Annotated in this window: 11 protein-coding genes, 1 tRNA gene and 1 pseudogene; 6 read left to right on the top strand and 7 right to left on the bottom strand. The window is 69.4% G+C overall.

What is annotated here, in order from left to right; all coding sequences use genetic code 11:
- The first annotated feature begins 4 nt into the window (after positions 1–4).
- The 3 genes from QE416_RS00230 (at position 5) to QE416_RS00240 (ending at position 2,718) form a co-directional block, all read left to right on the top strand.
- On the top strand, positions 5–1,891 hold the full coding sequence (locus QE416_RS00230) for an amylosucrase (RefSeq protein ID WP_373458825.1): 1,887 nt from the start codon (positions 5–7) through the stop codon (positions 1,889–1,891).
- 3 nt (positions 1,892–1,894) lie between these two features.
- Positions 1,895–2,176 (top strand): hypothetical protein, encoded by a 282-nt coding sequence (locus QE416_RS00235; RefSeq protein ID WP_307312738.1) that lies wholly within the window; start codon positions 1,895–1,897, stop codon positions 2,174–2,176.
- A 71-nt stretch (positions 2,177–2,247) separates the two neighbouring features.
- Positions 2,248–2,718, top strand: a complete 471-nt coding sequence (locus QE416_RS00240) for a nucleoside deaminase (RefSeq protein WP_307312740.1) — start codon at positions 2,248–2,250, stop codon at positions 2,716–2,718.
- Between the two features lie 23 nt (positions 2,719–2,741).
- Here QE416_RS00240 and QE416_RS00245 read toward each other — a convergent pair.
- The 3 genes from QE416_RS00245 to QE416_RS00255 all read right to left on the bottom strand — a co-directional run bounded on the left by QE416_RS00245 (position 2,742) and on the right by QE416_RS00255 (position 4,275).
- A tRNA-Thr gene (locus QE416_RS00245) sits at positions 2,742–2,814 on the bottom strand.
- A 61-nt stretch (positions 2,815–2,875) separates the two neighbouring features.
- Positions 2,876–3,253 (bottom strand): hypothetical protein, encoded by a 378-nt coding sequence (locus QE416_RS00250; protein WP_307312741.1) that lies wholly within the window; start codon positions 3,251–3,253, stop codon positions 2,876–2,878.
- A gap of 41 nt (positions 3,254–3,294) precedes the next feature.
- On the bottom strand, positions 3,295–4,275 hold the full coding sequence (locus tag QE416_RS00255; RefSeq protein ID WP_210073759.1) for a thioredoxin domain-containing protein: 981 nt from the start codon (positions 4,273–4,275) through the stop codon (positions 3,295–3,297).
- A gap of 212 nt (positions 4,276–4,487) precedes the next feature.
- Between QE416_RS00255 and QE416_RS00260 the strand changes: the two genes are divergently transcribed.
- Both QE416_RS00260 and QE416_RS00265 read left to right on the top strand, forming a co-directional pair.
- Complete coding sequence (locus QE416_RS00260; RefSeq protein WP_103206182.1) at positions 4,488–5,591, top strand: ABC transporter ATP-binding protein; 1,104 nt, start codon at positions 4,488–4,490, stop codon at positions 5,589–5,591.
- A 79-nt stretch (positions 5,592–5,670) separates the two neighbouring features.
- Entirely contained in the window at positions 5,671–6,993 is a 1,323-nt protein-coding gene (locus QE416_RS00265; protein ID WP_210073757.1) for a DUF4032 domain-containing protein, read from the top strand.
- Positions 6,994–7,229: 236 nt separating this feature from the next.
- Here QE416_RS00265 and QE416_RS00270 read toward each other — a convergent pair whose 3' ends face one another.
- From QE416_RS00270 to cysS, 3 genes and pseudogenes are all read right to left on the bottom strand, one after another.
- Positions 7,230–7,871 carry an NAD(P)-dependent oxidoreductase gene (locus QE416_RS00270; protein ID WP_307312742.1) on the bottom strand — a complete coding sequence of 214 codons (642 nt, stop codon included), beginning with the start codon at positions 7,869–7,871 and terminating at the stop codon, positions 7,230–7,232.
- 19 nt (positions 7,872–7,890) lie between these two features.
- The gene (rlmB, locus tag QE416_RS00275; protein WP_267787625.1) at positions 7,891–8,889 is read right to left on the bottom strand and encodes a 23S rRNA (guanosine(2251)-2'-O)-methyltransferase RlmB; all 999 of its coding nucleotides are present in this window, start codon (positions 8,887–8,889) and stop codon (positions 7,891–7,893) included.
- Positions 8,882–10,283, bottom strand: a pseudogene (cysS, locus tag QE416_RS00280) (cysteine--tRNA ligase). The gene rlmB and the pseudogene cysS overlap by 8 nt, the downstream one beginning before the upstream one ends.
- Before the next feature lie 66 nt (positions 10,284–10,349).
- Here cysS and QE416_RS00285 point away from each other — a divergent pair.
- Complete coding sequence (locus tag QE416_RS00285) at positions 10,350–10,811, top strand: GNAT family N-acetyltransferase (RefSeq protein WP_307312743.1); 462 nt, start codon at positions 10,350–10,352, stop codon at positions 10,809–10,811.
- Here the strand turns inward: QE416_RS00285 and ispD are convergent.
- Complete coding sequence (gene ispD, locus QE416_RS00290) at positions 10,808–12,010, bottom strand: 2-C-methyl-D-erythritol 4-phosphate cytidylyltransferase (RefSeq protein ID WP_307312744.1); 1,203 nt, start codon at positions 12,008–12,010, stop codon at positions 10,808–10,810. The two genes, QE416_RS00285 and ispD, sit on opposite strands and share 4 nt — an antisense overlap.
- Positions 12,011–12,024 lie beyond the last annotated feature (14 nt).

Consider the following 12,024-nt stretch of genomic DNA (forward strand, 5'->3'; position numbering starts at 1 on the left):
ACCCGTGACCCAGCTCCACCCCGGCCCCGACGACGTCTCGCGCCTGATCGACGACCTCCGCGCGGCCGACGCCGACCGCGAGTTCCTCGCGCACGCCGAACAGCATCTCCCCCGCCTGCACGACCTCTTCACCCAGCTCTACGGCGATCGACCCGACGGCCTCGAGCGGTTGGCATCCGTCCTCGATCTCGCGCGCACCTCGTGGACGGCGCGTCCGCGCACGCTGAAGGCCCTCGACCGGGAGCGCGAGAGCGCGCCGGACTGGTTCGAGAGCGAGCGCATGCTGGGTGGTGTCTGCTACGTCGATCGGTACGCGGGCGGGCTCAACGGCATCCGGGATTCCATTCCGTACTTCCGCGAACTGGGCCTGACGTACCTGCACCTCATGCCGCTGTTCGAGAGCCCCGAGGGCAACAGCGACGGCGGCTACGCGGTGTCGAGCTACCGCCGGGTGAATCCGGCGCTCGGCACGATCGAAGAACTCGCGGCCCTCGCGACCGATCTGCGCCGGGCGGGAATCTCGCTCGTGGTCGACTTCATCTTCAACCACACGAGCAACGAGCACGAGTGGGCGCGCAGGGCCGTCGCGGGCGAAGCGGGGTACGAGGACTTCTACCTGATCTACCCCGACCGCGAGCTGCCCGACGCCTATGAGCGGACCACGCGCGAGATCTTCCCCGACGACCACCCGGGATCGTTCGTCCAGCTCGACGACGGACGCTGGATCTGGGCGACGTTCTATCACTTCCAGTGGGATCTCAACTACGCCAACCCCACGGTCTTCGAGGCGATGGCCGGGGAGATGCTCTTCCTCGCGAACCAGGGCGTCGAGATCCTCCGCATGGATGCCGTGGCCTTCATCTGGAAGAAACTCGGTACGACCTGCGAGTCGCTGCCCGAGGCCCATCTGCTGCTGCAGGCCTTCAACGCGGTGCTGCGCATGGCGGCTCCGGGTCTGCTCTTCAAGTCGGAGGCCATCGTGCACCCCGACGAGGTGATCTCGTACATCTCGCCGGAGGAATGCCAGATCTCCTACAACCCCCTGCAGATGGCCCTCACCTGGGAGGCGCTCGCCACTCGCGACGCCCGACTGCTGCAGCAGGCGCTCGAGCGCCGCCACGCCCTGCCCGCCGGCACCGCGTGGGTGAACTACGTGCGCAGCCACGACGACATCGGCTGGACGTTCGCCGACGAGGATGCCGCCGAGCTCGGCATCGACGGCTACCCGCACCGCCGCTTCCTCAACGACTTCTACGTCGGCCGTGCCGAGGGATCGTTCGCGCGCGGCGTGCCGTTCCAGGAGAACCCGCGCACGGGCGATGCCCGCGTCACGGGCACCACCGCGTCGCTCGCGGGTATCGAGGCGGGTGACGCCGGAGGGGAGGACCGGGTCGTTCTCGCTCACGCCCTGGCCCTCTCGAGCGGTGGCATCCCCCTGCTCTATCTCGGCGACGAGGTCGCCCAGCTCAACGACTACTCGTTCGCCGAGCGGCCGGAAGAAGCGGGCGACAGTCGCTGGGTGAACCGCCCCTTCCGTCCCGAGCAGAATTACGAGGATCGAACGGATGCCGGCACCCCGGCCGGCCGCGTCTACTCGCGGCTGTCGCGTCTCACCGAGGTACGCCGGTCCACGCCGGAGTTCGCGGGCAACGAGCTGATCGCCTTCGGAGCGAACACGGCGTCCGTCGTGTCGTTCCTGCGCCCGGGCGACGGGTTCTCGGTGCTCATTCTCGCGAACGTGGGTGACTCGTCCGCAGAGATCGATGCGCTGACGCTGTCGGGAATGGCGCCGGAGGCCCTCGACCTCGTGTCGTCTCAGCCCGTCTGGCTGGGCGCCGGTCTCACCCTCGCGCCCCACGGCGTGCGGTGGCTGCGCGTGCGGATGCGCTGAGCCGTGTCCGACGATCCCGGTGGAGCACGCGGCCCCGCGTGGCACGTGGGCGCGTTGGCGGCGGGAATCGTCGCGATCGCGACATCGGTGTGGGCGCCGCAGGGACTGATCGGCGACCTGCTCGTACTGGTCGTCGCGGTCTGCGCGCTGCTGTTCTCGCTGGACGCGAGCCGACGGCGGGGGCCGCTGCGCGGGGCCGCTATTGCGGGGGCGTTGTTGGCGGGGCTGGCGATGATCGTGGCGGCGGCCGTGTTTCTCGTCGCTCTCGCGAAGGCGTTGCCGTGACCCGCATGGCACGATGATCACCGCAGAGGCAAGGGCCGCTTCCCTGGGCTAGGGACGCCTAGCGTGAGGCCATGAACGACGCCGAACTGTCCGCCCTCACCATCTCTCGCGCGAGGGAGAACGTGCAGGCCGGCGGCAAGCCCTTCGCCTGCCTCATCGTAAAAGAGGGCGAGATCGTCGTCGAGGCGGTCAACCACGTCGCACAGGAAGGCGACCCCACGGCGCACGCCGAGATTCGCGCCATCCGCGCCGCCGCAGAGCGGGGAATCACCGACCTGTCGGGCTACGACATGTTCGTCACCGCCTACCCCTGTCCGATGTGCCTCGGCGCCGTGTACTACGCGCAGCCCGACCGCCTCGTCTACGCGGTGACGAGGGAGCAAGAGGGTGAGCACTACGAGGACGGCAACCGGCTCATGAGCCTCGCCACGTTCTACGACGAGTACGCCAAGCCCGCGGACGAACGGACGCTACCGACGCAGCAGGTGTCGGTCGAGGGGGCTTCGCTGCCCTTCCGCGAATGGACAGCGCAGCACGGCTGAGCGCGAATGAGCCAGGTACGAGGTGCCGGCTACAGGACTTGAACCTGCAACCCCCGTATTACAAGTACGGTGCGCTACCAATTGCGCCAAGCCGGCGTGAGACGCGTGACGCCTCGATGCACGAGTCTAGAGCGGCGGAAGGGTCGCTCGAGACCGGTCAGATGCGGTGCTTCCCACTGTCGCGGTCCCATTCCAAGGACTTCCACTGCAGGAACGAGCACAGGTTGCCCGCCACCACGAGCTCGGCGGCCAAGCTCGCCATCTCGTGCGGCGACAGCGTCAGGTCTTCCGGGCGCGCCGTGAGGGTCGCCTCCCAGAGAGGCTCGTCATACCCCTGCGGTTGCATGTAGATCGACGCGCGCGCGTTCATCAGGTTCATCACCACGAGACCGGTGTCCTGGCTGTCGGCATCCTCCTGCTCGACGACCTTGAGCTGGCCTGCGAACAAGTGACCCTGGTCGCGGAACTCCTGCACCCATGCCTTCAGCTGCGTGAGGGACCGCCGCGGGGGCGAGTCCTCAAGCTCTTCGTTCATGTCACCAGAATCTCATACAGCGACGCGTTCGCGCCGACGCCTCAGCCCGCGGGAGTGGCCGACGGCGAGACCGACGGCGTGGGGGTGGCGGTCGAGTAGTACGCGTTGCTGTCGACGGTGAGCACGAACTGGGCGAACTCCTTCGCGTCATCCATGTTGCCGACGTATTCGGTGCCGTTCACGAGCACGGTCGGGGTCGCGGTCAGCGCCTGTCCCTTCGTGCCGGGCAGGCCCTTGATCGCACGATCGGTGGCGGCCTTGGCCCACGCTGTGTAGGTCTCGCCCTCGATGCAGTCGCGGACCGCACCGATGTCGCTCACGCCGGCGCCCTGCGCCATGTCGGCGAGCTGCTGGTCGCTGTAGCCGTCGGAGTCGACCGCGGGCTGGTTCGTGAGCAGCTCGTGGTTGTACGCGAAGAAGCGGTCCGACGAGTGCGTCGCCACGCACGCCGCGGCACCGGCCGCGCGCAGGCTGTACTTCGTGCCGTTCGACTTCGACGTCAGCATCGCCACCGGGTAGTACGTGAGGGTGGCGGCCTTGTCGCCGACCCACTTCGACAACTGGCTCGCGTTCGCGGTCTGGAACTCGCGCGCCTCGGCCGACATGTAGTCGACGTAGACGCGGATGTCGACGGGCGCAGCCGTGCCCGTGGGCTCGGGGGTCGGCTCGGTCGCCGGTGCGGGCTCGGCGGCCGGAGGAGTGGCCTGTGCCGACATCGTCGCGGCGCTGCCGTCGACGGTCTGATCGGCGAGCGGGTCGGCCACCTGCGAGGCGCTCGTGATGACGAAACCGTCGTCGGTGGCGGCGTCGGGAAGCGCCTGCGAGCGGGACTCCCGCGAGTTCAGCGCGAACGAGACGCCCACGGCGCCGACGGCGATCACGGCGACGGCCCCGATACCCAGCAGCGAGCGACGCGCGATACGCCATCGCGTCTGCTTCGCCTTGACCTGCTGCGCCTTCTCGCGCACCGCCTCACGGCGGTCGCGTTCTGCTGGCACATTCGGTGACTGGTCGTTGGACATGAAACCTTCCGGGCACGGACGATGCCGCATGAAATCAGGGGGGTCGCGCGGGTGGGGCGACGAGGATCGATGGTAGCCAGGCTGGCTGAGAAATGACCAGACACGTGCGATACTGACGAATGCGTCCAACGTCGGGCGCACGGGGTCGCCCCCGTTCATTCCATTCACTACGGATCGTCCGGCACGTACCTGCCGGTGAAGGAGAAGAGAAAATGGCGTCCGTCACCTTTGACAACGCAACCCGTCTGTACCCCGGCGGAACCCGCCCCGCGGTCGACAAGCTGAACCTCGACGTCGCAGACGGCGAATTCCTGGTTCTCGTCGGCCCCTCCGGCTGCGGCAAGTCCACCTCGCTGCGCATGCTCGCCGGCCTCGAAGAGGTCAACTCCGGCCGCATCCTGATCGGCGACCGCGACGTGACCGACGTCCCGCCGAAGGACCGCGACATCGCGATGGTCTTCCAGAACTACGCGCTGTACCCGCACATGACGGTCGCCGAGAACATGGGCTTCGCGCTCAAGATCGCCGGTGTCGGCAAAGAAGAGCGCGCCTCGCGCGTGCTCGAGGCCGCCAAGCTGCTCGACCTCGAGCAGTACCTGACCCGCAAGCCCAAGGCCCTCTCGGGTGGTCAGCGTCAGCGCGTCGCCATGGGCCGCGCGATCGTCCGTCAGCCCCAGGTCTTCCTCATGGACGAGCCGCTGTCGAACCTCGACGCCAAGCTGCGCGTCCAGACCCGTACCCAGATCGCGTCGCTCCAGCGCCGCCTCGGTGTCACCACGGTCTACGTCACGCACGACCAGACCGAAGCGCTCACCATGGGTGACCGCATCGCCGTGCTCAAGGACGGCCTGCTCCAGCAGGTCGGCACCCCGCGCGACCTGTACGAGACCCCGAAGAACGTCTTCGTGGCCGGCTTCATCGGCTCGCCCGCCATGAACCTCTTCACCGCCGACCTCGCTGAGGGTGGCGTGCGCTTCGGCGACCTCGTCGTCCCCGTCGAAGCCGACACCATCGGCAAGGCCAACGGCTCCGCGGTCACCATCGGCGTCCGTCCGGAAGACATCCAGGTCGCCCCCGCCGACGGTCGCGGCCTCTCGGTCGTCGTCGACCTCGTCGAGGAGCTCGGCGCCGACGGTTACCTCTACGGCCACACCGACATCAACGGCAAGCGCACCGACCTCGTCGCTCGCGTCGACGGTCGCCGTCACCCCAACGCGGGCGAGACGGTCGTGCTCGCGCCGGTTCCCGGCCACGTGCACGTCTTCGACGTGGAGACCGGCGACCGCCTCACCGACCGGGCCATCGCTTCGGCCTGATCCACGCACCGACGCGGCGCGTCCCCGATCCCGATCCGTCGGGTCGGGGGCGCGCCGCACTGTTTTCCCGGAGGTTCCCGTGTCCGAATCCCTCAGCATCACGGCGAGCACCGTCGACCCGGGCCTGTTGCAGCTGCCCTGGTCGACCGCTCTCGCCGACTGGCCCAGCAGCCACATCGTGGCACTTCCCAAGGGCATCTCGCGGCACCTCGTGCGCTTCGCCAACCTCTCCGGTCGCGTCGTCGCCATCAAAGAGACCACCGAAGAGATGGCCCGGCGCGAGTACGACATGCTCGGCAATCTCGACCGCCTCGATGCCCCCTGCGTCGACCGTGTCGCCGTGATCGCCGGGCGCACCGACGCCTCGGGCCGTCCCCTTCCCGCCGCCCTCGTCACCTCGCACCTGCGCTTCTCGCTCCCCTACCGCGCGCTGTTCACGCAGGTGCTGCGCCCGCACACCGCGACGCGTCTCGTGGACGCTCTCGCGGTGCTGCTCGTACGCCTGCACAACGTCGGCTTCTACTGGGGTGACGTATCGCTGTCGAACACGCTGTTCCGCCGCGATGCGGGCGAGTTCGCGGCCTATCTCGTCGACGCCGAGACGGGCGAGCTGCACGGCAACCGCCTGACGCCCGGTCAGCGCGCGCACGACCTCGACATCGCCCGCATCAACATCGCCGGCGAGATCATGGACCTCGAGGCCGGCGGTCGCCTCGAGGGCGGAGTGGATGCCGTGGCCATCGCCGACGGACTGGTGTCGTCGTACCACTCGCTGTGGGGTGCCCTCACCGACAGGGAGTCCTTCGCCGTCGACGAGTCGTGGCGCATCACCGAGCGCGTGCACCGTCTCAACGCCCTCGGCTTCGACATCGGTGAGATGTCGATCCGCACGGCGAGCGACGGCACGAAGGTGTCGATCCAGCCCAAGGTCGTCGATGCCGGTCACCACCAGCGCCGTCTGCTGCGCCTGACCGGGCTCGACGTCGAAGAGAACCAGGCCCGCCGTCTGCTCAACGACCTCGACGAGTTCCGCGCGCGCGTCTCACGTCTCGGCGCCGACGAAGAGATGGTCGCGCACGAGTGGCTGACCCGTGTGTTCGAACCCATCGTCATGGCGATCCCGTGGGATCTGCGAGCCAAGCTCGAGCCCGCCGAGGTGTTCCACCAGGTTCTCGAGCACCGCTGGTACATGTCGCAGGCTCGCGGCCGGTCCGTGCCGCTCGCCGAGGTCGTGAGCTCCTACATCGACGACGTCCTGCGCCACCGCCGCGACGAGGCGACGGTCATGGGCCCGCCCACCGACACGATGTCGCTGCCGACGATTTCCGACGCCGATGCCCCCGCCACCGGCGAGGTGCCCACGACCGACACCGACTCGGTCGACTGGCGAGACCTGGTCTGACGCCGCCGCCGAGCCGTCCGTCCGCACCAGTCCCGTGTTCGCGGCACGATCGCGAAATCACGCGATCTCGCCGAGATCACACGCGAAATCGTGTCATCTCGTCCAGATCGCGTGTCCTCGCGGCGGAGAGGACGCGCGGACGAGCGCAGCGGCGCGAGCACCGCACCCCACGAAACGACGAGCGCCGTGGCATCCGGAGTCGATCCAGGATGCCACGGCCTCGGTGCGTCGTGGGCTCAGTACCCCACGGTGAAGCGCCCGCGCGTGTGCTTCGGGTTCTCGATCTCGTCGAGGACGGCGATGGCGAAGTCGGCGCCGCCGATGAACGAGTTGCCCTCGCCGTCGACCACCAGCACGTCGCCGCCGTCGCGGTACGAGCCGGTGCGCTCGCCCGGCGCCCACGAGCCGAAGCCGCCGGCCGGGTGCACGTAGAACCAGTCGCGCCCGGTGTCGTCGGCCTGGAGATCCTCGAGGATGCCGATCGCTTCGCGCGCCTCGGGCTTGTACTCCTCGGCGAACCCGTCGGTGTCGATCAGGCGCGGGCCGCCCTCGGCGACGAGCGAACCGCCGGCGCCGCCGATGACGCCCACGCGGACGTTCTCGGGGAGCGCGGTGACGAGCTCGGCGATCGCGGGGCGGAGCTTGCCCTCCATGTCACCGCGGGGAGCGGCGGCCGACACCACGACGTCGACGCCCTCGAGCTGGGCGACGAGACCGGGGACGTCGAGGACGGTGCCCTCGAGGTAGGTCGCACCCTCGATGCGCTCGGTGGGAACCGAGCGGGCGATCGAGACGACCGTGTGACCGCGGCGGACGGCCTCGGTCACGATGTGGCTGCCGGCGTAACCGGTGCCTCCGATGACGGCGATGCGGGGCATGAGCGTTCCTCTCGGTGGATCAGACGGTGCCGCGGAGCGTCGACACCTGGTACAGGGCGACGGATGCCGCGATGCCGGCGTTCAGCGACTCGGTTGCGGCGGAGATGGGGATCGACACGACCTGGTCGCACGTCTCGGTGACCAGGCGCGACAGGCCCTTGCCCTCGGAACCGACGACGATCACGACGGGACGATCGGCGAGCTCGAGGGCGGGCAGGGACACGTCACCGTCGCCGTCGAGGCCGAGCACGAACACGCCCTGCTTCTTGAACTCCTTGAGCGTGGCCGTGAGGTTGGCAGCGAGCGCGACCGGGATACGCGCGGCGGCCCCGGCGCTGGTCTTCCAGGCGGCGGAGTTGACGCTCGCCGATCGACGCTGCGGGATGATCAGGCCCTGACCGCCGAACGCGCCGGTGGAACGGATGATCGCTCCGAGGTTGCGAGGGTCGGTGACACCGTCGAGCGCGACGAGCAGTGGAACCTGACCGCGGTCGACGATCTGCTCGAGCAGGTCCTGGGGGTGCGCGTAGGCGTACGGGGGCACCTTGAGCGCGACGCCCTGGTGCACGCCGTCGAAGCCGGCCATACGGTCGAGTTCGGGACGCGTCACCTCGAGCACCGGGATGCCGCGGTTGGTCGCCATCGACAGCATCTCTTTGACGCGGTCGTCCATCTCGATGCGCTGGGCGACGTACATCGCCGTGGCGGGAATCTTGGCCCGCAGCGCCTCGAGCACGGAGTTGCGACCGGTGACCGTCTCGGTGTCGTCGGCCGCCTTCGGGCTCTTGCGATTCGGGTTGCTCCCCACCGCGCGCACGCCCGGCTTCGCCTTGCCACCGGCGGCGGCGTAGCGCTCCTGGGCGGCTTTGCGTTTGCCCGCGGGGTGCCAGGCGCGGTCTTCGGCCTTCGGGGTGGGTCCGCGCCCTTCGAGTGCCTTGCGGACGTGGCCGCCGGTGCCCTTGAGGGGCCCCTTCTTCTTGCCGGGGTTGCGTGCTCCCGGGCGTCCAGGCTTAGCCATCGATACTCCAATGCGTTCCGGCCGGAGTGTCCTCCAGCGTGATTCCTGCGGCGGCGATCGCGTCTCGAATGCGATCCGCGGCCGCCCAATCCTTGTCCGCGCGCGCTTGCGCACGCTGCGTGATCATCGTCTGGACGAGGGCGTCCAGAGCGGCGGTCTGCGCTCCCCCGCCGGTGTCACCCCACTGAGAAGAGTGGGGGTTGATCCCCAGGACGAGCGTCATCTGCATGACATCCATGACGTCCTGCTTCGCCTCATCGTACTTGCCGGCGTCGAGCATCGCATTTCCCCGATCGGATGCTCGTGTGGATCGCGGCGAGCGCGCGGGGTACGGAGAGATCGTCGTCCATGGCCTCGACGAACTCCGTCGGGAGCCCTTCCGTCGCCTCGGTCCACCCCGGCTGCACGAGACGCTCTGCCCGGTCGAGGAAGGTCCGGATCCGGCCGAGGGCCGTCTCGGCCTCGGTCCAGGACGCCTCGCTCAGGTCGAGGTTCGAGCGGTAGTGCGCGGCGGCGAGGGCGTAGCGCACCACGAGCGGGTCGTGAGCGGCGAGCACGTCGGCGGCCAGGGTGAAGTTGCCGAGCGACTTGGACATCTTCTGCCCGTCGACGGTGACGAGGCCGTTGTGCATCCAGTAGCGCGCGAAGGAGTCCCCGGCTGCCGTCGACTGCGCGATCTCGTTCTCGTGGTGCGGGAAGCGCAGGTCGAGACCGCCGCCGTGGATGTCGAACTCGGGCCCGAGATAGCGGCGCGACATCGCCGAGCACTCGATGTGCCAGCCGGGCCGTCCCGCGCCCCAGGGAGAGTTCCAGGTCGCGGATGCCGGCTCATCGGATTTCGCGCTCTTCCACAGGGCGAAATCGCGAGGGTCGCGCTTGCCCCGGGGATCGGCGTCGGACGCCGGCTCCATGGCATCCAGGCTCTGACGGGTGAGCTCGCCGTACGCGGGCCACGAGCGCACATCGAAGTAGACGTCGCCGGCGGCAGCGTAGGCGTGGCCGCGCTCGATGAGCTCGGCGATGAGCTCTTGCATCTGCGTCACCGATGCCGTCGCGCGGGGTTCGTAGGTGGGGGGAAGGATGCCGACGGCCTCGTACGCCCGCGAGAACTCCAGCTCCATGCGGTAGGCGAGAGCCCACCACGGCTCGACTTCGGTCGCGTTGGCGAGGACCTTGTCGTCGATGTCGGTGACGTTGCGCACGAACGTGACTCGGCCGTAGCGGCGTTCGAGCCACCGGCGAAGCAGGTCGAAGGCCAGGGCCGCACGCACGTGGCCGATGTGCGGGCCCGACTGCACGGTGGGCCCGCAGACGTAGACCGTGACGTTCGAGGGGTCGAGGGGGACGAAGTCGCGCAGTCCCTGCGCCTTCGTGTCGTACAGCCGAACAGTCACCGGCCCAGCCTACCGGCCGCCCCCTCACGACCCCTGAGCGAAACATAGCGCCGCTAATGTGCGGGGGTGCCCCTTGTGATTCGCCCCGATGACCTGTCCGGAGACGCCACGCGCGCTCTCGTCGCCGCACACCTCGCCGGCATGCTCGAGAACACACCCGTCGAGAGCGTGCACGCCCTCGACGTGGACCGGCTCACCGCGGACGGCGTCACGGTCTGGTCCGCCTGGGTCGACGACGAGCTCGCCGGCATCGGCGCGTGCAAAGACCTGGACCTCGATCGCGCCGAGCTGAAGTCGATGCGGGTCGCCGAGGACTTCCTCGGCCAAGGCATCGGCCGCGCGATCCTGCGGCACATCATGGACGATGCGCGCGAGCGCGGCATCAGGAGTCTCTGGCTCGAGACGGGGAGTACCGACGACTTCCTGCCCGCTCGTCGTCTCTACGCGAGCGAGGGTTTCGTGGAGTGCCCCGCGTTCGCGCCGTACCAGCCCGACCCGCTGTCGACCTTCATGACCCGCGAGCTCTAAGCCGGCACGATGAGGGCCGTCGCGAAAGCGGCGACCCCCTCGGAGCGCCCGGTGAAGCCGAGTCCGTCGGTTGTCGTGGCACTTACCGACACCGCCGCACCGCCGAGGGCCGCCGACAGCGCCCGCTCCGCCTCGACGCGACGGGACGCGAAACGCGGGCGGTTCGCCTGCACCTGCACGGAGACGTTCCCGATGCGCCACCCGGCCGCCGACAGGAGTCCGGCCGTGTGGGCGAGGAACGCCGACGCGTGAGCACCGGCGAACTCGGGCCGGTCGGTGCCGAAGTGCGTGCCGATGTCGCCGAGACCGGCCGCGGCCAGAAGCGCGTCGACGATCGCGTGCGCCACGGCGTCACCGTCGGAGTGTCCCGACAGCGCCTCTTCGCCCGGCCACTCCAGACCCGCGAGCCACAGCGTGCCCTCTCCCCCGAAGCCGTGCACGTCGGTGCCGATGCCCACGCGCGGCGCCGAGTGGGTCGACGGGGGGACGACGGATGCCGCGGGGCCCGTCTCGAGAAGGGCACGAGCGCGGTCGAGGTCGGGGCCGGTCGTGATCTTGAACGCCACCGCGTCTCCCTCGACCGTGACGACGGGGTGCCCCGCTGCCGCGACCGCGGCCGCGTCGTCGGTGTGATCGGAGTCGACCTCGGCCAGAGCCGCCTCGAGAACCGATCGAGCGAATCCCTGCGGTGTCTGAGCCGCCGCGAGCTCCGTGCGATCGACGGGGCCGATCACGCGACCTTCCGCGTCGACGCGCTTGATGGTGTCGACGACGGGGAGGACCGGGATGACGGCAGCGGCTCCGGCCTCGACGGCCTGGACCACGCGGTCGAAGACCGCGGGCGGCGTCAGCGCACGCGCGGCGTCGTGCACGAGCACGATCTCTACATCGCCCCACAGCGCGCCGAGCCCCGCGGCGACCGACTCCTGCCGAGTCGCCCCGCCCACCACGACGGTGACGAGGTCGGCGCGGTCTCCCGCGGCATCCCGCGCATCGGCCAGCGCTTCGCCCTCGTACCCCCGCGGCACGACGATGACGACCTGCGCAGACGTCGCGGCGAACACCCCGCGTAGAGCGTGATGCAGAATCGACCTCTCGTCGATGCCGACGAACGCCTTCGGCGCACCACCCTGCAAACGGGTACCGGAGCCGGCGGCGACGACGATGACCGCGAGACGCGGGACGGGGGTGAGAGTCACCCGTTCACGCTAGC

This window comes from Microbacterium sp. SORGH_AS_0421 (genome assembly GCF_030818635.1).
Classification (GTDB): Bacteria; Actinomycetota; Actinomycetes; order Actinomycetales; family Microbacteriaceae; genus Microbacterium.